Source organism: Acinetobacter sp. NigerLNRRAM0016, assembly GCF_054112845.1.
This window is the reverse complement of the sequence record NZ_JBSYVT010000009.1, coordinates 1-22,965: the sequence shown is the minus strand read 5'-3', so window position 1 is coordinate 22,965 and position 22,965 is coordinate 1. Positions and strand designations below refer to the sequence as shown.

General features: G+C 39.7%; 22 protein-coding genes. 9 read left to right on the top strand and 13 right to left on the bottom strand.

Annotation, left to right across the window (positions count from 1 at the left end):
- Positions 1-92 precede the first annotated feature (92 nt).
- Together ACWQ4X_RS07740 and ACWQ4X_RS07735 are read right to left on the bottom strand one after the other, a co-directional pair.
- Positions 93-1,550, bottom strand: a complete 1,458-nt coding sequence (locus tag ACWQ4X_RS07740; RefSeq protein WP_457903240.1) for a DASS family sodium-coupled anion symporter — start codon at positions 1,548-1,550, stop codon at positions 93-95.
- Between the two features lie 335 nt (positions 1,551-1,885).
- Complete coding sequence (locus ACWQ4X_RS07735) at positions 1,886-2,371, bottom strand: Lrp/AsnC family transcriptional regulator (protein ID WP_100241727.1); 486 nt, start codon at positions 2,369-2,371, stop codon at positions 1,886-1,888.
- Positions 2,372-2,896: 525 nt separating this feature from the next.
- Here ACWQ4X_RS07735 and ACWQ4X_RS07730 point away from each other — a divergent pair.
- The gene (locus tag ACWQ4X_RS07730; RefSeq protein ID WP_100241726.1) at positions 2,897-3,628 is read left to right on the top strand and encodes a hypothetical protein; all 732 of its coding nucleotides are present in this window, start codon (positions 2,897-2,899) and stop codon (positions 3,626-3,628) included.
- A gap of 40 nt (positions 3,629-3,668) precedes the next feature.
- Here the strand turns inward: ACWQ4X_RS07730 and thiM are convergent, their stop codons facing one another.
- From thiM to ACWQ4X_RS07710, 4 genes are all read right to left on the bottom strand, one after another.
- Positions 3,669-4,490, bottom strand: coding sequence for a hydroxyethylthiazole kinase (gene thiM / locus ACWQ4X_RS07725; protein ID WP_416224431.1), 822 nt, complete (start codon positions 4,488-4,490; stop codon positions 3,669-3,671).
- Positions 4,491-4,550: 60 nt separating this feature from the next.
- On the bottom strand, positions 4,551-5,714 hold the full coding sequence (locus tag ACWQ4X_RS07720) for a hypothetical protein (protein ID WP_457903239.1): 1,164 nt from the start codon (positions 5,712-5,714) through the stop codon (positions 4,551-4,553).
- A 171-nt stretch (positions 5,715-5,885) separates the two neighbouring features.
- Complete coding sequence (locus tag ACWQ4X_RS07715) at positions 5,886-6,149, bottom strand: hypothetical protein (RefSeq protein WP_161934036.1); 264 nt, start codon at positions 6,147-6,149, stop codon at positions 5,886-5,888.
- A gap of 163 nt (positions 6,150-6,312) precedes the next feature.
- The gene (locus tag ACWQ4X_RS07710) at positions 6,313-6,756 is read right to left on the bottom strand and encodes a hypothetical protein (RefSeq protein WP_457903238.1); all 444 of its coding nucleotides are present in this window, start codon (positions 6,754-6,756) and stop codon (positions 6,313-6,315) included.
- A gap of 203 nt (positions 6,757-6,959) precedes the next feature.
- Between ACWQ4X_RS07710 and pepN the strand changes: the two genes are divergently transcribed.
- Complete coding sequence (gene pepN, locus ACWQ4X_RS07705) at positions 6,960-9,566, top strand: aminopeptidase N (protein WP_457903237.1); 2,607 nt, start codon at positions 6,960-6,962, stop codon at positions 9,564-9,566.
- A 258-nt stretch (positions 9,567-9,824) separates the two neighbouring features.
- Positions 9,825-10,328, top strand: a complete 504-nt coding sequence (locus ACWQ4X_RS07700; protein WP_100241721.1) for a peptidase associated/transthyretin-like domain-containing protein — start codon at positions 9,825-9,827, stop codon at positions 10,326-10,328.
- A gap of 84 nt (positions 10,329-10,412) precedes the next feature.
- On the opposite strand, the gene ACWQ4X_RS07695 is transcribed toward ACWQ4X_RS07700, so the two are convergent.
- A complete protein-coding gene (locus tag ACWQ4X_RS07695) occupies positions 10,413-10,856 on the bottom strand; it encodes a universal stress protein (protein ID WP_100241720.1) in 444 nt (147 codons plus the stop codon).
- 113 nt (positions 10,857-10,969) lie between these two features.
- Positions 10,970-11,413 (bottom strand): universal stress protein, encoded by a 444-nt coding sequence (locus ACWQ4X_RS07690; protein ID WP_100241719.1) that lies wholly within the window; start codon positions 11,411-11,413, stop codon positions 10,970-10,972.
- A 327-nt stretch (positions 11,414-11,740) separates the two neighbouring features.
- On the opposite strand from ACWQ4X_RS07690, the gene ACWQ4X_RS07685 reads away from it, so the two are divergent.
- Both ACWQ4X_RS07685 and ACWQ4X_RS07680 read left to right on the top strand, forming a co-directional pair.
- Positions 11,741-12,742 (top strand): alpha/beta hydrolase, encoded by a 1,002-nt coding sequence (locus ACWQ4X_RS07685; protein ID WP_457903301.1) that lies wholly within the window; start codon positions 11,741-11,743, stop codon positions 12,740-12,742.
- Positions 12,743-12,814: 72 nt separating this feature from the next.
- The gene (locus tag ACWQ4X_RS07680; protein WP_100241813.1) at positions 12,815-13,159 is read left to right on the top strand and encodes a DMT family transporter; all 345 of its coding nucleotides are present in this window, start codon (positions 12,815-12,817) and stop codon (positions 13,157-13,159) included.
- A 60-nt stretch (positions 13,160-13,219) separates the two neighbouring features.
- Here ACWQ4X_RS07680 and ACWQ4X_RS07675 read toward each other — a convergent pair whose 3' ends face one another.
- From ACWQ4X_RS07675 to aceR, 4 genes are all read right to left on the bottom strand, one after another.
- Positions 13,220-14,392 carry a benzoate/H(+) symporter BenE family transporter gene (locus ACWQ4X_RS07675; RefSeq protein WP_457903236.1) on the bottom strand — a complete coding sequence of 391 codons (1,173 nt, stop codon included), beginning with the start codon at positions 14,390-14,392 and terminating at the stop codon, positions 13,220-13,222.
- 139 nt (positions 14,393-14,531) lie between these two features.
- Positions 14,532-15,185, bottom strand: coding sequence for a leucine efflux protein LeuE (leuE, locus tag ACWQ4X_RS07670; protein WP_457903235.1), 654 nt, complete (start codon positions 15,183-15,185; stop codon positions 14,532-14,534).
- Positions 15,186-15,264: 79 nt separating this feature from the next.
- On the bottom strand, positions 15,265-16,251 hold the full coding sequence (gene tal, locus ACWQ4X_RS07665; RefSeq protein WP_457903234.1) for a transaldolase: 987 nt from the start codon (positions 16,249-16,251) through the stop codon (positions 15,265-15,267).
- A gap of 88 nt (positions 16,252-16,339) precedes the next feature.
- Positions 16,340-17,230, bottom strand: a complete 891-nt coding sequence (gene aceR, locus ACWQ4X_RS07660) for an HTH-type transcriptional regulator AceR (RefSeq protein ID WP_100241715.1) — start codon at positions 17,228-17,230, stop codon at positions 16,340-16,342.
- A 132-nt stretch (positions 17,231-17,362) separates the two neighbouring features.
- Between aceR and aceI the strand changes: the two genes are divergently transcribed.
- Both aceI and ACWQ4X_RS07650 read left to right on the top strand, forming a co-directional pair.
- Positions 17,363-17,791 (top strand): chlorhexidine efflux PACE transporter AceI, encoded by a 429-nt coding sequence (gene aceI / locus ACWQ4X_RS07655; RefSeq protein ID WP_100241714.1) that lies wholly within the window; start codon positions 17,363-17,365, stop codon positions 17,789-17,791.
- A 301-nt stretch (positions 17,792-18,092) separates the two neighbouring features.
- Entirely contained in the window at positions 18,093-18,668 is a 576-nt protein-coding gene (locus ACWQ4X_RS07650) for a DedA family protein (protein WP_457903233.1), read from the top strand.
- A gap of 102 nt (positions 18,669-18,770) precedes the next feature.
- Here ACWQ4X_RS07650 and ACWQ4X_RS07645 read toward each other — a convergent pair whose 3' ends face one another.
- Positions 18,771-20,297 carry an acetyl-CoA C-acetyltransferase gene (locus ACWQ4X_RS07645; RefSeq protein WP_457903232.1) on the bottom strand — a complete coding sequence of 509 codons (1,527 nt, stop codon included), beginning with the start codon at positions 20,295-20,297 and terminating at the stop codon, positions 18,771-18,773.
- Between the two features lie 243 nt (positions 20,298-20,540).
- On the opposite strand from ACWQ4X_RS07645, the gene ACWQ4X_RS07640 reads away from it, so the two are divergent.
- Together ACWQ4X_RS07640 and ACWQ4X_RS07635 are read left to right on the top strand one after the other, a co-directional pair.
- Complete coding sequence (locus tag ACWQ4X_RS07640; RefSeq protein ID WP_457903231.1) at positions 20,541-21,932, top strand: 3-oxoacyl-ACP reductase; 1,392 nt, start codon at positions 20,541-20,543, stop codon at positions 21,930-21,932.
- Positions 21,933-22,053: 121 nt separating this feature from the next.
- Positions 22,054-22,908, top strand: a complete 855-nt coding sequence (locus ACWQ4X_RS07635; RefSeq protein ID WP_457903230.1) for a MaoC/PaaZ C-terminal domain-containing protein — start codon at positions 22,054-22,056, stop codon at positions 22,906-22,908.
- Positions 22,909-22,965 lie beyond the last annotated feature (57 nt).

Sequence of the window (22,965 nt, the reverse complement as noted above, 5' to 3'; positions counted from 1 at the left end):
GTATATCCAATAAATAGAGATGTAGCCTAGTCTCTTGAAAATACAGATGCTAAAAAGCCCCTAGCTAAGGGGCTTTTTTATACCGAATAAACTTACCAATAACCCAACATCTTCCACCAAATTCCACCTAAAACTATAAAAATAACCATATTAATAATGCTCATGGCAAAACCTGCTTTCCACCATTCACCAAGCGTTGTATAACCTGAACCATAAATAATAGGGGATGTACCTGTCGCATAATGAGTCAGTGTCATCATAATGCTTGAAGCTGCTGCCATAATCAGCGCAAAGAACATTGGAGGAGCACCTAGTGCAATACCTGCAATGTAGAATGCTGAAAACATGGCGGTAATATGTGCAGTCGTACTGGCAAAAATGTAGTGGGCGTACATATAAGCAAATAGTAAAAGCATGGAAGCAGGAACCCACGTTAAGCCAAGTTGTCCAATGCTCGTTTGTAAAACACCTGAAAACCAAGCGATCAAGCCGAGCTTATTTAAAAAGGTAGCCATCATCACCAATGCAGCAAACCAAGTTACAGTGTCCCATGCACTTTTTTGAGTTAAGACATCATCCCAAGTTAAAACACCAGTCAGTAGTAAAAGAGATAAACCAATAAATGCAGTTGTAGTTGGATCTAAAGTCCACATATCACCCAACAGCATTGCAGGAATGCCCGCCCAAAGTAACAGTAAAATTCCAAACACAGCCAGCATAATCATTTCGTGTAAGGTAATGGGTCCCATTTCCTTTAAACGCTCTTTGGCAAATTGAGCGGCATTCGGTGTTTTCTTAATTTCAGGTGGGTACATAAAGTAAAGTGCAATTGGCATTAAAGCCAATGCCACAATACCGGGTAACACCATCGCCAAAGCCCATGTGGTCCAACTCAAATGAATCTGGCTATTGGTGGCTTTTGCGACCAACTCAACAACTAAAGGATTCGGTGCGGTAGCGGTAATAAACATGGCAGAGGTAATGGGGTTGGAGTGGTAATTCACCAAAGCCAAATATTTACCAATTTTTCCTTCTGTGCCTTTTTCTGGGTCGGAGTCAAAACTCGTTGCAATAGAGCGCACAATCGGATGAATAATTCCACCACCACGTGCCGTGTTACTTGGAGTAACGGGTGCAAGAATCAGTTCAGATAATGCGAGGCTGTAACCGATTCCAATGGTTCTTTTGCCCCAAACTGCAATAAAGTAGTAGCCCAGTCGCGCGCCTAAGCCTGTTTTTTGTAAACCCTTAGAGATCATAATCGAAATACCAATCAACCAGATCAGCGGATTGGCAAAGCCACTTAGTGCATCTTTAATCGCATCACTGGGGTTATCGGCAGTAACACGAGTAATGGCAACAAGTGCAATCGCGATAATCGAAATTGCGCCAATCGGCATGGCTTTACCAATAATCGCAGAGATCACGCCAATAAACATGGCAAACAGCAGCCAAGCATTCGCTGAGACATCTTGCGGGACTGGGATAAAAAACCAAATAATAAGAGTGAGTGATACTGAAATTATAGTTGGTAAGAGTTTGAACCCCATTGAAGCGTACTCCAAAAATATAGTTATTATGTGATTTAATAATGAACAGTGATTATGTCGAAGTCTAGTGCGCTTAACATATTCTCAATAAAACAAAGATCTTAATCTAATTTAGTAAATGGTCGACTTAAATATGAATATAACACTGATTAGTTTATTCATTCTTATGAGTAGTTATATACAGTAATTATGAATTTATGATTTCAATCAGATAATAAAAAGCCCCGCTTACGCAGGGCTAGTCGTATAGACATCGCTATACTCATATAAGGCTCATCTCATACTGCGCGTATTAAAACATAGATTTGTATAAATTGCAGTAAAAGAGTTTTTGATTATTCAATTAACATTAAATCAGATGTGGTTGCAGACTTGAGTGGGCGTAACGCAAAAGTGGATCGTGTATGACGAATCCCTTTAATAGAATACAACTTTTTTCTTAGAAAGCGTTCATAGTGTTCAGAGTTTTTCACTGCCACTTTAACCAAATAATCATAGTCACCAGTTACCAAATGTGCCTCAATCACTTCAGGGATGTCCGCCAAGGTTTGACTAAACTGCTCTAGAATTTCATCATCATGCCGTTCTAGAGTAATTTCAATAAAGAACAATTCATTAATACCAATCGCTTTAGGATTGATGTTAGCGGTATAGCCATCAATGATTTTTAAAGTCTCCAAGCGTTTTAGTCGTGTCCAACAGGGTGAAGATGAAAGTCCGACTTCTTCTGCCAATTGCGCAACGGTCAATCTGCCATTTTGACGTAGAGCAGATAAAATCTTTCGATCAATTTTATCGAGTATATATTCTGTGCTGTTCAAAATTCATTCCATAGAAGAATCTTCTTTAAAATGTAAATATACTTCATTCCTATGCTGATTTTATGAAAATTAAGCTCAAATACAGGAAACAATTGTGCAAGCTAATGATTACACTAAATATATAAGTTATCACCGAATGGGTTAAAGGTGATGATTGAGCCAATAGCATCTTTAGGGAAGGGTGACTTAAAGATGCTATTGGTTCGTTTTATGGCTTGGTTTTGTATGATTTTGCACAATAATCAGAGAAATTGATCTAAAACCGATAAATGATTGATAAAAATACTTAAATTTTTTATGGGTTATTTTATGTAAATATTTTGGATTGCTATTCATTAAATTAAAGTTGTATTTTACTTATATCTTATTGATTTTGTTCAATACCTAATTCTGTAATTTGTTGATTTAAAAGATGAATAGTCACTCTTTTTTGTCTGCTTTCAACCAGATTTACCTAATTTAGGGGATGTCAGCTATCCGAAAGTAATATTACAATCATGTGGTCTATTCAACTCGGACGGAGTTATGAATATTTCAGAAACAATTACAGATTATAAGAAGTTAGCCCCCGAACATCAGAACCAATATTTAGAACAACTTTTAGATTTTGACCGTATCATTTTTCCTGAAACGTGTAAGCAAGAGCTTTCTGATTTTATGCATGATCCTGATGCGATATCAGTACAAGTTGTGGAATATTTCGATGGTGTAAAATTAATAGGCTATAACAGCATATCAATTCTGAAATTAAATATTCGGGAAAAGAATATTTTTGTGGTGAACTCACGCGGGTCATTCTTGCCGAATTATCAACGTGGTAATAAAACTGTCAATTCAGTGATTAAAGTTGCTATACAACACAGTATTAAACATCCGCTGATTCCATTGTGGTTTGTGCTGACCATGATGCAGCCTAAAGCCTATGCCTTGCTTGCATCGTGTGCACAAAATTTTTACCCAAGGACAGATGTCGATACACCACAGGATTATCTGGACGTACTCAAATTGGTTGCCGTACGTAAAGCAGATGTACAAAAACGTCGTGAAGATATTTATGTACATCCGAGAGTGATTCCTGAAACTACTCTAGATGAGTCAATCCATATGCATGATCAGGCGAATCAGCATATTGATTTCTTTATGCAGCACACACCAGATTTTTTTGATGGAATGGGGATGATGTGTGTCAGTAAATTGAATACTAAAATGTTAACCGAGGCCGCAATTTTAAATGCGATAGAACGCGCAGCGAGTTAATAGATGTGAGCATATTCTAGTTATGCTCACATCTGTTTTTTTACCTGCGAATCATGCTGAAACTTGCATACTCACTGATTTGTTCAGCCGTAAGGCTATCCAGTGCATCTAAAAATGCGACATTAAAAGCACCTACTGTTTTTGCAGTTTGATATGCCAATTGACCTGCAATGGCAAAATGCACATGTGCCGCCAATGTCGCAAGCGTAGTAGACGTAACTGCGCAATAGGCGGCAATTAAAGCCCCTAAGGCACAGCCAGTAGCTGTGACGCGTGGTTGTAAATGTGAACCACCATTTACCTGAATCACACAATCAAGTTCTTTAGACAGAATAAAATCTGACTCCCCAGAAATCGCAATACATTCGGCATGTTCGAGCAGGGACCATGCTTGAATATAGACTTCAGCACTATCTAGCGTACTATCGACCCCTTTGCTTTCCACTTGATTGCCCGCTAAAGCACTCATTTCTGAAGCATTACCGCGAATGACTGTTGGACGGTACTGAAGGAGTTCATCCGTCATTTCACTACGCCAAGATAAAATCGCCCCATAACCGACTGGATCCAGCACCCAAGGTACCGAAGCTTGCTGCGCGGTCAAGGCAGAAATTTGCATGGCTTGCATTTGCTCAGTGGTTGGCGTACCCAAGTTAATGCTGAGGGCACTACTAATACGAGTAAAACTTTCTGCCTCAAATGGATTGTCAATCATGGCAGGTGAAGCACCAGATGCCAGCAAGACATTCGCAACATAATTGGCTGCCACACTATTGGTGATACATTGCACCAATGGCTGAGTCGCACGCAGTTGTGTATGGGCTTCAATGATTTTCTGAAGTAAAGGGTCAGTTTGGTCCACTGAGTCATCCTGAAGGTCAAATGTGGAAGAGTTGGATTGTGTAGACATAATGTTCACCATTCACCGTGTGAAATAGTGGTCTTGATGCTTACATTTGCGACAGAATAGAGAAACGTATTCTTCAGCATCATAATCGACTGCCAAGTCGTTAGAACCACAATACATACAGCGTTTGACGGAATAGAAATTTAAACGCGGTTCAATTTTTTTCCATGAACGCCAAACAGGTTGGAAGAAAATGCGCTCATCATAGCCCAGAAACTTGAAAAACAAGATCTCACTCATTTTACTCAGTGGCATGCCGGGTAATCGAGGAAGGGTAGAGGTTTCCCATTTTTCTGCTAGTGCGCGTTCACGGTACTGTTGCAGTGTTTTCTTGAGTAGATTGGTGTTAATAAAGTTTTCATTTCGCGGTTTTAGCGCTTTTTGTTCATACAGATATTCTAAAGCTGTTTGAATGAGGTAATAAATTTGACCCACGGCCAATGTGTCCATAAGGCGATAGCAAAAGGTCTGAAAGCTTTGATTGCCAGCAATTTGAATACCCCATGATTTGCAATAGAACTGCATGAATTGCACAATTTCTTGATAGAGCACCAAATACAAAGTGTTTTTCACTTCTTCAGCATCTTTAAATGGAACACCTAAGCGTAGATTTTCAAAAAACCAATGTCTCAATTGTTGGGTAATACTAAACAAGCTCGGCTCTGAATAGCCTTCTAGACGCACATTGACATAGTATTCATGTGCTTCTTCGGCAAAGTCTTTGGCAATGAGGATTTGGTCTTTTAGCAATTGCTTGAGCAAGGTACTTTGAAAATAATAATTGGGTGTAATGGGATGAAACTTAATGGCTTCCCAATGGACAAATTCATCGTGTATCGAATATTCCTGAACTTGATTGTCCAGCATGCTGAGTAAAAACAATTTGTGTAAAAAGCTGAGTTGACTCAATTCAAGTTCAACCACTTCCTTATTTTTAGTTTTAAACTTGCGTTGCTCTTGCAGGCGTGTTTCTTGTAAAAGCTTTTTACGTTTGGCAGCACATCGCTCGCAATGACAGGTGTGTTTATCATCTTGAAAGACACGGTGCGCACAATGGCTACACTCATGAAATTGGACATCTTGGTCATATTGTTCTGCTTCAACCCAATACATTGCTGCCTGACATAGTGGACAGGTTGTGCTTTCATCTAGTTGTTTTTGCAGAATTTGAAGCAGCATAGTGGTGGTCGTCAATCAGAATACAGAGTTATCGTTGTGATTATACACCCTTTAGATTCTGCACCGTGCCCAACTGTTGTGCAATTCTGCAAAGCTTTGTACGTTTTTAAAATGCATGAAATAAAATGAGCTACTTAACAGTAGCTCGATTTGGAAAGGTTCAAGTATCGCTTAGTATGCTGCTGGGCAAGGCAGGCTTTCATCTTCTTCACCAAGTTGTTTGGCAGTTAACAAGGCTTTGACTTTTTTGGATGGGAGTTTTTTGCTTCCTAAAGCATCATATTGATTTAAAATGGTACTTACTTCATGTGCTTGCACTTTTATACCTTCACAACACATGAATGCAGCAATGACCTTGTGATCAATACCTGCCTGATCTAAGGTTTGCATGATTTTAATATTCGCAGCGCGGACCAGTTGTTCTTTGATGTTCATCTTACACCTCATTGTTATTTTGCTGAATTCATAGTGCGCTTTGCACATATAAATACATGCAAAAAACGTGCACAAATTCTAATCAATTTGTTAATTTGGTTGTAAACATAAGATGGAACTACAGATGAAAAAATGAAATATAAGTCTATTTAAGTGGTATTCATCAAATACATTCGATGTACTTTGGAATCAGCATCTGATTGAGCTTTTGTTTTTCTTCATCAGAAAGATAATCCTGATAGGCGGTGATTCGACCTGATGCTTTGGCAGTATAAGTCACACCGTAAATACGTGCACCTTGCAAGATGACTTCGTATTGCCCTGTTAGTTGTTTGCCATTGAGTTCATTAAAAAATAGATGCTGCTCAGAGGGACGACCTTCTGCCATTTCTACATATTCAGTTTTAACATGATGTAAGCGGACGGGTTTTAAATAGGGATAGTACATCAATTGGATGATTTGAGAATCTTGTGTAGGCGCGACTAATACAAAATTATGCTGAGTCCCTGACTTTAGACACTCCCAAGACTGAAGAGTTGGCGCGGCAATTGCAACCGATGCGAAACTTGAGAGTACGATAGCGCAAAACAGGTGTTGTATTTTCATCTTTAGCCAACATACTTATAGAGGAGGAATAAAAGCGTATAAATAAAATACATCTCCTAAAAATTATGCGCAAATGTGATTGAAATGCTGAAAATAAACACCCATATTGAAATATAAATAAAAGCAAAGAAGCTGATTGCTGCCGATGTAAGCACGATATGGCAGTTGAGGTATTCATGCTGAAAAGACAAATAGGAAATGATATGAACATTGCGGCAAATCCAGTGGTTGAAGCAGACCAGACAGTGTATTTAAAAGACTATCAAAAGCCCGTCTTTCTTGTAGATTCAATCAATTTGGATATTCAGGTGTATACAGATCACACCAATGTGGATGCCAATTTGGTCATGAAACGTCAGGCTGAAGGTGAGCTGGTGTTATTGGGTCGTGATCTTGAACTCAAATCTGTTCGTATGAATGGTCAATTGCTTGCTGAAACTGACTATACATTAGATGCAGAGCAATTAGTGATCCATAATGCACCAAATGAAGTCATTCTAGAAACTTCAGTGGTGATTCATCCAGAATCGAACACCATGCTAGAAGGTTTGTATCAAGCTGGAGATTTGTTCGTTACGCAAAATGAACCTGAAGGTTTCCGTAAAATTACCTTCTATCCAGACCGTCCTGACGTTTTGGCTGTGTTTACTACACGTGTGGAAGCCGATAAAAAATATCCAGTGCTTTTAGCCAATGGTAACTTGTTAGAAACAGGTGAAGTTGGGGCAGACCGTCACTTTGCGATTTGGCAAGATCCAACCAAAAAACCAAGTTATTTATTTGCCTGTGTGATTGGTGATCTGGCAGTACTGAAAGACCGTTACACTACTTCTGAAGGTCGTGACGTTGCTTTAGAAATTTATGCCATCGAAAAAGATATTCCAAAATGTCATATCGCAATGGAAGCTTTAAAGCATTCTATGCGTTGGGATGAAGAGCATTATGGTCGCCCATATGATCTGGATAACTACATGATTGTAGCGGTCAGCCAGTTCAACATGGGTGCAATGGAGAATAAAGGCTTAAATATCTTCAATACGTCTTGTGTATTGGCAGATGAAGAATACACTACGGATGCCGCGATTATGCGTGTACAGTCGGTGATTGCACATGAGTATTTCCATAACTGGACGGGAAACCGTATTACTTGCCGTGATTGGTTCCAATTGTGCTTAAAAGAAGGTTTAACCGTATTCCGTGATCAGTCTTTCTCAGAAGATCTACAGTCTGCGGCAGTACAGCGTATTGATGACGTTGCGGTATTAAAAGCGCATCAATTCCCTGAAGATTCAGGTCCATTGTCGCATCCGCCTCGTCCTGATCATTTTGTAGAGATCAATAACTTTTATACAGCTACAGTGTATGAGAAAGGTGCGGAAATTAACCGCATGATGTCGACACTTTTGGGTAAAGAAAAATTCCGTAAAGGGACCGATGAATACTTCCGTCGTCATGATGGGCAAGCAGTTACTGTGGAAGACTGGGTTGCAGCATTGACTGCAGGTTCAGGCGTAGATTTATCTAACTTCCTGACTTGGTATAACCAACCAGGGACACCAAAACTTGAAGCAACAGGTGAGTATGATGCTGCCGCACAGACTTATCGTTTGAACTTCAAGCAAAGCCTGAAAGCACATGCCAAATATCCAAACTTAAAAGCTGTACCCATTCCTGTGGCATTGGCCTTGTTTAATGCAGAGACAGGTGAGCAATATATTTTGCAATCGGAAGCACTGTTTGAAAATGCTGTGAAAGATGGCGTGTATTTGTTTGACCAAGATCAGGCCAGTATCGTATTTACAGGTGTGACAGCTAAACCAGTGGTGTCTTTGCTGCGTAATTTCTCGGCACCTGTGAACTTGGACTTTAACTATTCTGATGAAGAATTAGCCTTCTTAATTCAGTATGAAACCAATGGTTTTAACCAATGGCAAGCAACCCAAACTTTATTAGAGCGTGTGTTGCTGAATGATCATGATGCTACAACTTATGTCCAAGCCATCAAAAATACCTTGCCGGCTTTAGTGGAAAAAGATCCATTACTGGCGTCACGTCTATTTGATGTCCCAAGCGAAGGCTACTTAGGTAGCCGTATTGATGAAAACTATAATCCGGTAGTGATTCAAGAAAAGCGCAATGCCTTACTGAATACTTTGGCACAAGCTTTGGGTGCGTTCAGTAAAGAAACTTACTTGGCATTAGATCCAGATTTGCAGAAAGAGTTTTCTCAAGCGATGGGTGTGCGTGCGCTGAAAAATATCATGTTGATGATGTTGGCTCGTCAAGGCGATGCAGATGCCTTTAGTCTGGCACATGCGCAATATATGACTACAGGTAACATGTCTGAGCGTTTAGGTGCACTACGTGTATTGGTGTGGAATGATGCGCCGCAGGCACAAGATGCATTAGATGATTTCTATGACCGTTTTAAAGATGAAGCGCTTTCTCTAGATCAGTGGTTTACGGTACAAGCCTCTCATCCAGAAGCAACTGCTGAAAGTATCCAAACTTTGCTCAGTCATCCTGATTATGATTTGGGAACACCAAACCGTATTCGCGCCGTGAGTGGCGGTTTAAATAGTAATCCAGTCAATACATGGAGTTTTGGAGTTCAGCATTTTGTCGAGTTGGCGAAGTATTTAGACGAGAAAAATCCGATCTTGGGTTCACGTTTATTACAAGTATTGTCACGCTGGTATACCTTGGCTGAACCGCAGCGCTCCAATGTTTTTGCATCTTTAGAAGCGTTGAAACCACAAGTGAAATCTAAAAATGTGGTAGAAACTTTAAATAGTATGCTGAGTATTTAATTTAATTTTTTAAGTTTTAATCTAAATCAGGCTATTTCTCAGCAATGAGGAATAGCCTTTTTATTTGTGGTGATATAGAAGTACTTAGATATTAAATAGAAATTAAAAAAGGCTTTGCTTGGTATTAATATCTGAAAATACTATTAATTTGATAACTTTGTCACAAATATGATCAATCAGAGTGCTTATCTCCATATTTTCTTCATAATTTATTAACTTTCTGTTACATTCCGCACGATTTTTTAAAGAGTGATAAAAATGAATAAGTTATTGGTTGCTTCTATGATTTCTACAACAATGCTAATGACAGGCTGTGCAAGTATTATTAAAGGTTCAACGCAAACGCTCACTTTTACGAGTGTTCCAGAGTCTGCAAGAATTGAAATTAAAAATAGTGCAGGGCAAAGTGTACATGTCGGACAAACACCAACGACTGTAACCCTTAAAAAAGGTGCAGGTTATTTTAAACCTGCAGAATACCAAGTTACTTTTAGTAAAGATGGATTTGCGCCTAAAACAGTAGTTGTTAAGGGCACCATCAGTGGTTGGTATTTGGGTAATCTTATTTTTGGTGGTTTAATTGGCTTGTTGGCTGTGGATCCAGCAACTGGAGCAATGTATAGCTTTAAGCCTGATGATATCAATGCGGTATTAGAAGCAAATGCAGAAAAAATGCCAAAAAATGAAAAAGCTTTAGCAGTGGTGTTTACGGATCAGGTGCCACAAGACGTGATGGCTCGCGCGATTCAAATCAATAAATAATCCATTTATACTTTTGATAGTATTATTAAAGTAGATATATTCATTTCAATAAAAAAATCCCTCATACGTGAGGGATTTTATAATTTAGACTTTTACTATTAAGACAGGGATAGGGGATTGGGTCAGCACAGCTTGTGCAACACTCCCGAGCATCATCTTTTTAAAACCTGTACGACCGTGTGACCCCATGATAATCAGGTCTGCACTGACTTCATCGGCAATTTGAATAATGCCATCTGCTGCCGAAACACCACGAATGACTTTGGTATCGACTTCAACTTCGTCACGAATGAAAGATTGTTTAATGTCGGCTAAACGCTTTTGTGCATTTTCTTCTGCCTGCATGAAATAATCAGTAATAGCAGGAGCCACTTTATAAAAATCAACACCAACAAAAGGGTCAACAGCGACCACGCACATCACGGTTACGCGGCAATTTAGTAATTTTGCTAAAGAAAGCGCTTGTTCAACAGCAGTATATGAAATTGGGGATTCATCGACAGGTACTAAAATATGTTGATAAGTCATGAATAAACACCTTCGATTATAAATATAAAACTTGGTTTGAAACGAGTGAATAAATTATTAGGTCATAGACCTGAAGAAGCACCTACAACATAGCAGGTGCTTAGATCACTTTTTTACTCTTTTACAATCAATACAGGTAACTGCGTACCGCGGAGTACATCTTGTGCAAAACTGCCCAGTAGGAATTTTTGGAAACCTTTACGACCATGTGAACCCATCACAATCAGATCCGATTTTTTCTCTTCTGCAGTTTTCACTACACCTTCAGCAGAAACCTGACCTTTAATAATTTGAGTAGTTGGTTCTACACCTTCAGCTTGGGCAATCACAAGCGCTTCTTTTAATGCTTTTTCAGCATTGGCATAAGCTTGTACAAAATATTCTTTCATAATTGCAGAAGAGTAATAGAAGTCGACCTCTGTAAACGGATCTTCTGCAACAAGGCTAATGAGTGTTAATTCGCTACCAAAAGCTTTCGCAATAATTGAGGCTTGTTTCACTGCTGAAAATGAAATTGCAGAGCCGTCTACTGGAACTAAAATATGTTGGTAAGACATCGGATTTACTCCTGTTGTTTATCATTATTGCTTCTTATTAATTGATAGCACATTGTCTGGTTTGGATCAATTTATATAATGCAAAAAAACAACGTAAATTCATAAAATTAATTGCTATTTTATAGTTTTGTTCAATTGATCATCGAATGAAAAAACCGAGAGAAATCCTTGGAATTTCATGCTTTATTTTTTCTCAGATGATCAAAAGTATTTTTTATAAATGATCTCACTCTTATTAGCGTGAGTATCTTAAACTAGACATGATTGAGAATGATTTATACGTTTTATTCTTTCCTATAAAACAAAGAATTGATGGAAATTGGGATGATGAAGAAAATTGTATGTATGGCTTTGTGTTGTGTCATGCTGTTTTTAGCCGCATGCCAAAATACGCACAAGAGCACAAAAGTGATTGCGAAAAGCTTTAATACGGCAACGCAGGCTCAGCAAAAATTATTAGATCGTCATGCACCTACCAATGTTCTCATTCATTCCAATATTCGCTATATGAATCATCCCAAACTGAGTTTGGATCTGTATCAACCTGAACATATTGCAGAACTGGGATTACGTCCAACCATTATCTGGATTCATGGGGGTGGATGGGTTTCAGGTTCCAAGGAACATGCGCGAGGCTATTTCAAATTATTGGCGGCACAAGGGCTGAATGTAGTCTCGGTCGAATATCAATTTGCACCAGAGGTAATTTACCCGAATCAATTATTGCAAATTAATCAGGCACTCAAATTCATCAATAAGCATGCTGAGGATTATCAGATAGATGCGAATCAACTCTATATGGCAGGGGATTCAGCAGGAGCTAATTTAGCCAGTCATTACGCTGCTTTACTGACAAATCCTCAATTTGCACGCGAGTCAGATTTTGTTCCTTCTATACAACCGCAACAGTTGAAAGGGTTGATTCTGCATTGTGGTATTTACGATATGGCATCCTTTGTGGCGACAGCACCAGATGAGAAAAAGATTATTGAGTGGGGGATTTATAGTCTGGTACAAGCCTATACAGGAGAGCGTAAAAGTGATGTGGCATTTCTAAATGAAATTTCACCGATACAGCATCTGACACCTCAATATCCAGCAGTTTTTATTAGTGGTGGGAATAAGGATTTTTTGACGGAAACTCAATCTGTGCCATTCGTCGCTGCGCTGAAGCAACATCAGATTGCTGTGACTGAGGTTTTCTATCCTGATAGCAAGGAGCCGTTAATTCATGAATATCAGTTCTTGATGAAATTGAAAGCCAGTCAGCAAACTTTTGATCAAACCATCGATTTTATTCGGCATTACAGTGCATTGACAGATGAATAAATGAAAATTCATATATTTACTGGATGGGTACTGTTAAGCTTCGCATAGAATTTTTGCAGGATGAAATCAAACATGAATCCACTCCTCTTGGCTTATGCAATATTGGCTTTGGCGATTATTTCTGAAGTGACAGGTTCAGCATTTTTAGTGAAATCGGAAGGTTTTACGAAATTAGGACCAAGCTTATTGGTTGTGCTTTTTTATGTGATTTCGTTCTATTTATTGTCTCAAGTGATTAAAACCATTCCTTTAGGAATCGCTTATGCGATTTGGGGTGGTGTTGGAATTATTTTAACAGCATTGGTCGGATTTTTTGTTTTTAAACAAGTCTTGGATTTACCCGCTTTAATCGGTATTGCCATGATTGTGGGTGGGGTCATTGTGATGAATGTCTTTTCTAATTCCATTGGGCATTAAGCCAAGAGACCTCAAATAAAAAAAGCATGCAGGTCGCATGCTTTTTTTATGGAATCATCTTTATTTTTTAATGCGCAATTTCATAATGAATGAAACGGCAAAACCAAAGAGTAGTCCCCAGAAGGCTGAACCGATTCCAAAAAATTGCACCCCAGAAGCACTGAATAAGAAAGTCATTAATGCTGCTTCACGATCTGAAACCTCATGAAACGCAAGTGCGATATTGTGGCTGATTGTGCCAAATAAGGCAATGCCTGCCAAAGCCACAATAAAAATGTGCGGAAATGACATCAAAAGACTGGTCAGCGTTGCGGCAAATAAGCCCATCAACACATAGAAGAATCCGCAACTAATCCCTGCAATATAACGTTTGCTTGGATCAGGATGAACTTGATCATCTAGGCTGACAGCGGCACTAATTGCAGCAATATTCACGCTATAACAGCCAAATGGCGCGAGAAGCGTTTGAATGAGTCCCGTACCGCCAATCAATTTATTCACATCTGGTTGGTAGCCATAACTTTTAATCATGGCGATACCAGGTAAATACTGTGAAGCCATGTTGATGACAAATAAAGGCAAGGCTAAGCCCAAAATGGCAGACCAAGTAAAATCAGGCGTCATCCATACGGGTTGAGCCATACTCCAAGTCACGGTAGGCGTATGGAAGTCTAAAAATACAGGACAAAGTGCGACCGCCGCGATTACGGTTAATACAATGCTATAACGTGGTGTTAACTTTTTGGCAACAATATAGACTGCCAATAAAGACAGAATAAATCCCCAATCTGTTTTAAGACTGGCGAATAGCTCAATCCCAAATTTTAACAATACGCCTGCAAGCATGGCACTGGTTAAACTTTGCGGAATCAGGGTCAGGACTCTTTCGAAAATTCCAAGATATCCCAATACCGCTGTAATTAAACCGCAGATCAGGAATGCGCCAATCGCTTCGTTGAGGCTATAGCCACTACCTGTGGCAATAATGAGAGCCAAACCAGCGGTTGACCAAGCGGTGGATACTGGATATTTCAATTTCCATGATAAGAACATGCCCGCCAGACCAATGCCCAGTCCTAATGCCCAAAACCATGAGGTAATTTGCGCTGTATTTGCGCCTAGAATCTGGGCAGCTTGTATCACAAGGACTGCGGAAACACTGATACCAATGAGGAAGGTGATGAAACCTGCGAATACTGCGGGAATAGAAAAATCTTGAATGAGTTTTTGCATGTATCCGTACTTATTCTATTTGACCAAAGGGTTAAGCTTAGGTTTAGCATCATACGCTTAACCCTTATTAGGGAGAAGTGAATATCTAAAAAATAAATGATATTTCACGTTTTTACAGTTTTCGTTGAAATTTATTCAACTACAGCGTAGAGAAAGCCAATTTCATGCCAAAAGCCAAAAATGCAAAGCCCACAACCGCGACAGCAACAGCAGTCAGACGGTAGCGTTGGTTAAAATAGGCAGCAAAACGTACCCCAGAGAAAATCAGAACACTTAAGTACAGCATGCTAATGATCTGTAGAATGACAGACATTAAGGTAAAACTGATGGCTGGATAAGGATAAGCTGGGTCTACAAACTGCACAAAGAAGGAAAGATAAAATAAAATCGCTTTAGGGTTCAGAATACTAATGGTCAAAGCGGTACGATAAGGCTGTGCATCTTTATAAGTTAATGTATCACCCGAACTTTCCAGTTGTTGCGCTGTAGTCCCACGCCAAGTTCGAATACTGGCAAGAATCAGTCGGCTACCCAAATAGGATAAATAGACTGCGCCAACCACTTTTAAAATGGTGAACAACCACGGAAAGCTGTGTAATAGCGATGCTGCACCAAAAATGGTACAAAGAATCAAAATTAGATCGCCAGTAAATACGCCTAACGCTGCGAGATAGCCCACACGTGTGCCAAAGCGAGAGGCAATGGACATAACATATAATGAGTTTGGACCGGGGAGAATGACGATTAATATCGTTCCAATAATATAGGTACTGAGATCCGTAATACCAAACACAATATACTCGTTATAAAAAAGCCCATTTTGCTATTGTAACAAAACGGGCTTGAGATTTTCGCAGTAATGGTGCGTAAATTTAGGCTTGAATTTCAGCATCTAAGCCGAAAGATTGGCGTAATAGTTTATTGAGTTGTTCACGCGCTTTAATAAAGCCATCAATACCGCCTTGTAACAATTGGAAGGCCATCAAGTCATGTTCTAGACGGTCTTTAAATGTCGTTTTATCAATCGCTGTTACAGGTTCAGAACTAATAACCACTTGGCTCGGATCAAGCTGAAGCTGAACTTCTCGTGTATCCAGCTCTAATTCAGCCAATAAACTTGGAGATACTGTTAATAAATCACAGCCGGCTAAGCCAAGCACTTGATCAATACTACGGAAGCTTGCCCCCATAATTTCAGTCTTAATCTGGTGCTGCTTGTAGTATTGATAAATTTGTTTCACAGAGACCACACCCGGATCTTTATCAATAGGATAGCTTTCTACATTTTCAGCTTTTTTGTACCAGTCCAGAATACGACCCACAAATGGTGAAATTAAGGTGACTTGGGCATCGGCACAAGCTTGCGCTTGATGTAAACCAAACAATAGGGTGAGGTTACAATGGATCCCTTCTGCTTCTAATACTTGAGCGGCTTGAATGCCTTCCCAAGTCGAGGCAATTTTAATCAGAATGCGGTTTTGATCAATCCCATAAGCCTTATAAAGTGCTAGTAGTTCTTTGGCTTTTGCAATCGTGGCTGCGGTGTCATAAGACAAAGACGCATCGACTTCAGTCGAGACACGACCTTCAATCAGTTTTAAGATTTCAACCCCGAATTTGACAGTCAAAATATCAATCGTACGTTCAATCAATGCGTCAGCAGTATAGCCTTCCTGTTTTGCTTGTTCATACGCCGCTTCAATCAATTCTTTATTTTCAGGTTGATTGGCAGCAGCCGTGATTAAAGAGGGATTGGTCGTTGCATCCAGCGGACGAAATTTTTCAATTGCAGCTAAATCACTGCTATCTGCAACGATAGTTGTCATCTTTTTTAATTGGTTTAACGCATTTTGTTTCATTGAAATCTATTTCTTAAAAGTTGTACCCGTGATTTAGTTATACCACAATCTTTATCCAGCCCAAGTGCAATCAAGGGTTCGGGGCAATTTAATTCGCATTTTTTTTACTGTTTCGAATATGATCAATCAAAAAATGAGCAGCGGCACCGAGCTGGCTTTCACGACTCCAGACCAAATCGACGTAATATTCAAATTTCGGTGAGAAATCTTGAAAGTTGAGAATTTTTAATTGTTGCTGTAATGATGGGTTCTCATTCAGCATTTCATAAGGCAGCACGCCCCAACCTAAGTTTTGCAGAATCATGGCACATGCCGAATGGTGATTATCGGTACGCCAATAGCTTTTGGAAAAGAGTAATTCAGGTTTTATGCTGCGATCACGACTCGCAACCACTATTTGGCGACTCTGTAAGACTTGTTCATAACTGACTTTATCAAACTGGGCGAGCGCATAGTGTTTTGCTGCGACAGCAATCAGCACTTCGCGTTTTAACTCGACAAATTGCTCACCACTTTGTAAATGTTCGCGTTCGAACATCAGCGCTAATTGTGCTGATTGGTCCAGCAACATTTGCTGTGCATCTTCCTGCGGCGCGGAAAAAATGTTGATTTGTAACTCAGGAAAACGTTGTTCGAGCAGTAGAATATAATCCGTCCAATCGGTATGCAGTAACTCAGAAACCACCACAATATTTAAACTGGATTCCAGACCTTGTGCTAGGGCATAGGCATGTTGTTTCCATTGGTTCATTTCAATCAGCAGTTGTTGGGTTTTTTCGTACAAGGTCAGGGCTTGGGCGGTAGGAATGGGTTCACGACCTTGGCGGGTAAATAGGGTTAAGTCCAAATCAATTTCAAGGTTGGCAATGGACATACTAATTGCAGAGGGAACTTTACCTAATTTTCGCGCAGCAGCAGAAAAAGATCCTGTTTCCATCACGGTTTGAAAAATAATCAGTTGATCTTGGTTAATATTCATTGGTCTGGTTTTTGCTTTAGTTAATAAAAAAGTTCCAAGCACAACCTTTCAATAAAATTGAAAGAATCCAACTCGATTAATCAGTATTATAAAAATAAAATAGCAGCTATCCAAGACAAAGAGTAGTTTCAAATGTTGATTTCCAAGAGAAGGATTGTTCATGCGTTGAGCTATGAGATCATCCTGTTGGTCATCATTGCGATCGCATTAAGTTTTATTTTTAATATGCCAATGGAAGTCACGGGTAGCCTTGGCATTGCCATGGCAGTCACCTCCGTGATTTGGAATATGGTGTTTAACCACTTTTTTGAAAAGTTCGAACGCCGTCGTAAACTCAAACGGACTGTTCCAGTGCGTATTATGCATGCCATTGGCTTTGAAGGTGGTTTGATGTTGGCTACCATTCCTATGGTTGCCTATGCCATGCAGATGACTATTTGGCAGGCTGTTTTATTAGATTTTAGTTTGACCATGTGTATTTTGGTTTATACCTTTATCTTCCAATGGTGTTATGACCATATTGAAATGCGTCTAGGATATTCTCCAGCGCATCAGTCCTAAGTAAAAAAGCCACATAACGTGGCTTTTTTTATGTGCAAGAGTGAATCGTTATAAAGCAAACTCATAACAAAATAAAAAATACGATGTGATGCTAATTGTCTGAAGATAAATAAAGTGATTGGAAGCAGTGTCATATAGTTGTAAGTTGAAGGAAATTTCAAAGTTATATCATTTCAGTGTATGTTTAGACTTTAAGCTGATCTGCCATATCCTCTTTAAAAGAGAGATAGAAGCTCGGGATTTATCTTAGCTTTAGCTCTATGAATGAAAATGTCCTTATAACAACAAGCCGAGTACGCTGATGGATTGGACTTACTTATTACAGCATTATGGTTACGTTGCCGTCATCATCGGATCCTTCTTTGAAGGGGAAACTATCCTCATGCTCGGTGCTTATGCCGTGCATCAACATGTGCTCAATTTTTGGTTGTTAATAGTTTCTGCCATGATCGGAGGTTTTATTGGCGATCAGTTGTATTACCAAATCGGGAAACGATATGGATATGACTTTATTGATCAGCACCCCAAATTAAAGCTTAGATTTCAAAAAGCCAGTGTATTAATTGAAAACTATCCAACCTTAAGTATTTTGTTGATGCGTTTTGCTTGGGGACTACGGACAGTGATTCCCATGATCATTGGCATTAAGCAATATCCGACATTGCGTTATATGCTCATCAATCTATTGGCATGTTTTATTTGGGCATTCGTTGTGGTGAGCATGGGTTTGCAAGTCTCACATTGGTTGCATCAATTCTGGCAAGGGTTCATCCATGAGAATGAATCCTCCGAACTAATTGTCGGTGCAGTGGTGATTTGTATTTTATCTGGGCGGCTTTTATTACCGATCATTTCTAAATCCAAAATTAAAAAATAAGGCTCTATTTTCTTAAAGACTTTAATTTTAAAGGAATCGTTCATGAGTTTTAAAGTAAAAAAGCACCTCCGTAGAAGTGCTTTTATAGCGGGTTCACGTCAATTATTTTTCAACAATTGCAGTTACACCTTGTCCACCTGCAGCACAAATCGAGATCAGTACACGACCTGAACCTTTCTGGTTCAGTAGTTTTGCAGCAGTTGCAAGAATACGGCCGCCTGTTGCTGCAAATGGATGACCCGCAGCCAAAGAAGAACCTTTAACATTCAGTTTGCTACGATCAATAGAACCCAGTGGAGCAGCTAAACCTAAACGTTCTTTACAGAATTGTGGATCTTCCCAAGCTTTTAAGGTTGAAAGAACTTGTGAAGCAAAGGCTTCATGGATTTCGTAATAGTCAAAATCTTGTAGGGTAATACCTGCACGTTCAAGCATACGAGGAACTGCATAAGCAGGTGCCATCAACAAGCCTTCTTTTGGTCCATTTTTGCCAATGAAGTCTACAGCAGCAGTTTCAGTGAAGCTTAAATATGCCAACACTTCATGACCATTGGCTTTTGCCCATTCTTCAGAGGCAAGTAACACACAAGATGCACCATCAGTTAACGGTGTTGAGTTACCCGCAGTCATGGTGCGTGCATCACCTTTACCAAATACAGGTTTAAGTTTTGCTAGTTTTTCGGCAGTAGAATCTGCACGTAAGTTATTGTCACGGTCTAAACCCAAGAATGGCGTGATCAAGTCATCGAAGAAACCTTCTTCATAAGCTTGTGCCATTTTTTGATGTGAAGAGGCAGCAAGTTCATCCTGTGCTTCACGTGAAATACCCCATTCCAATGCGGTAATTGCTTGATGATCACCCATTGAAAGACCAGTACGTGGTTCACCATTTTTAGGTGCATCCATCAAATCTTTGAGGTTAATTTTGGTTAAGGCTTTTAAGCGGTCTTTACCCGTTTTAGCAATATTGAGCTCAAGGAGGGCTTTACGTAAACCATCACCGAAAGCAATTGGTGCATCTGAAGTGGTGTCTACACCACCCGCAATACCGACTTCAATTTGTCCTAAAGCAATTTTGTTTGCCACTTGGAAAGCTGCTTGTAAGCCTGTTCCGCAGGCTTGTTGCAAATCGTAAGCAGGAGTTTCAGGCGCTAATGCGGTATCTAACACACATTCACGAGTCATATTGAAGTCACGGCTATGTTTTAACACTGCACCCGCAACAACTTCGCCCAGACGTTGACCTTGTAAATTATAACGTTCTACAAGACCATTTAATGCTGCGGTAAACATATCCATGTTAGATGCAGTGAAGTAAGCACCATTTGAACGAGCGAATGGAATACGGTTACCACCAATAATTGCAACGCGGCGAGGAGTGTTTTGACTCATAATTTTTTCCTGTTGGACAGAAGTTTGAGTTGTAGATTCAGTTTTAGTCGTACGAGGTGCTGCTTTTATGCGAGGCGAAGAAGTTGCACGTGTACGAGTTGTTGTAGTCGTTGGGGTTGCAGACGTAGAAGCTGTGTCCGTTGTTTTGCGTGTACGAGTACGCGCTTTTGATGTATTTGACACAGTTTCAGCTACAGAATGTTCGACTGCTGGATTTTCTTGAGTTGTTTTGCTCATAAGGCTTTTCCAAGCATGTTAGAGTATTCTTGAGGTATACATTAACACAATACAGCATAGCTCGAATTGACTACAATGACATTGCAGAATACATTCGGGTCAAGTCATCGCTGGATTAACTCAAGTATGATTCAACGGAAACTGATGGGTCTATTGAAATCTATGTCTTTGGCATGATATTGAAGTTAAACAGTAGTTTAAAAGCCATCAAATAAATTTAATTAGTTTTGAGAGATAATAAACATGACTGACCAATACCAAGCATTCGCAAAATCTCCAATTGGTAAATTTGTCATTAAAAATTTAGGTTTACCAGCCCCGACTTTTTTAGATCGTTTTGAGTCTGCAACACCAGTCATTAAGGGGGCTGTTTTAGTGGGTGCAGCACCAAACAGCACCTTGTCTGGGGCTATTTCTCAAGTACTTGCTAACATTCATGCCAACAGCTATGCAGGCAACAATGCAGAATTACAACAAGTTGCTGCAACCAAAGGTTTAAAACTGAGTGCCTTTAATGAGGGTGATCGTGAATCGAAGTTTAAGGCGGTGGTGTTTGATGCTTCGAGTATTCAAAACTCTGAACAATTGAAAGAGCTGTATAACTTCTTTAACCCAATTTCACGTCAAATTCTTGCTTCAGGTCGTGTGATTGTCGTTGGCACCACACCTGAATCTGCTAAAACCGTGAAACAAGCGATTGCACAACGTGCTTTAGAAGGCTTTGTAAAATCTGTCGGTAAAGAATTCAAAAAGGGGATCGCGGCACAATTGGTGTATGTCGATGAAGGTGCAGAGGCGAACCTAGAATCGACTTTACGTTTCGCATTATCTCCTCGTTCTGCTTATGTTTCAGGTCAAGTCATTCGAGTTTCTCAGGCAAATGTGGTTGATGTGGATTGGGTCAAACCGCTTGCAGGCAAAACTGCAGTCGTGACAGGTGCGAGCCGTGGTATTGGTGAAGCGATTGCACATGTACTTTCACGTGATGGTGCGCATGTGATTTGTTTAGACGTGCCACAGCAACAAGCTGACTTGGACCGCGTTGCTGGGGAAATTGGTGGTTCAACTTTAGCGATTGATATTACGGCTGCAGACGCAGGTGAAAAAATTAAAGCCGCTGCAGCAGCACAAGGTGGTGTCGATATTATTGTGCATAATGCAGGGATTACTCGTGACAAAACTTTGGCGAACATGAAGCCAGAACTTTGGGACTTGGTCATTAACATTAATTTGTCTGCGATTGAACGTGTCAATGATTATTTGCTTGAACATGACGGTCTGAATGCCAATGGTCGCATTATCTGTGTCTCTTCAATTTCAGGTATTGCGGGTAATTTAGGACAAACCAACTATGCAGCGTCAAAAGCGGGCGTGATTGGTGTGGTGAAATTTACAGCACCAATCTTAAATAATGGTATAACCATTAATGCCGTTGCTCCAGGTTTCATTGAAACGCAAATGACAGCAGCGATTCCTTTTGCTATTCGTGAAGCAGGCCGCCGTATGAACTCAATGAGCCAAGGTGGATTACCTGTTGATGTCGCTGAAACCATTGCTTTGTTTGCTTCTGCTGCTTCAACAGGTTTAAACGGTAACGTTGTTCGCGTATGTGGACAAAGTTTATTGGGTGCTTAAATACTCTCTTGCATAAGATATGAAGTGAAATAACTAGTAGGGTGAGCGCTTCACCCTACTGGATACGTTACTCAAGTACAGTAATAACTTAAAAGTTAGATTTATAATTAAAAGGTTCAACATGAATACGCGCCATTTTTCTCAACTTCCGAAACCTTATTTGGCTTATCCAAAAATTGTGCAGGGACTCATTTTTAAAAAGCCGAAAGGCGAAAAAGTCCTGCCGCAAGTTGAATATGTGGTGGATTCTTTTAATGTTGATCCAAAACATCTAAAAGCCTATAACGAAGTATGTGGTTTTAAAAATAATGGCTACATTCCTGCTATTTATTTGGCGGTATTATCGCAAAGTCTGCAAATGCATATGATGACGCAAGAGGCATTTCCTTTTGCAATTTTAGGTCTGGTACATATCCGTAATCAGGTTTCGCAAAGTCGTAAGATCGGTGTCAATGAAAGCTTAAGTCTGTCATGTCAGTTTGGTGACTTGAAACCGCACGATAAAGGTATACAGTTTGATTTCATTACCACTGCAAAAGTGGGCAATGAAGTGGTCATGCAGGGTGTCACAACGTATCTTGCGCGCCAAAAGACAGATGCAAAAGCTGCAACGAAAGCAAAAGAAGAAACTCGCCCAAATTATGCAGTACAAGCCGAATGGTCTGTGTCTGAAAATACAGGTCGCCGTTATGCCTTAACTTCAGGTGACTTTAATCTTATCCATATTCACGCATTGACTGCGAAAGCCTTTGGGTTTAAACAAGCGATTGCGCATGGGATGTGGAGTAAAGCCAAAGCCTTGGCCAATTTAACTTTGTCAGACAGTTATGAGGCAGATGTGTGGTTTAAACTGCCGATGTATTTACCTTCAAAAGTTGAATTTTTGACTGCACAAGAAGGGAAAAATATAGATTTTCTGATTCAAAACAGTAAAAACAAAAAACCGCATGTAACCGGTCATATTACTGCACGCTAAATATTCACTAAATATAGCCCAAGTTAATGAAATTTGGGCTTTTTAATTAGAAATGCA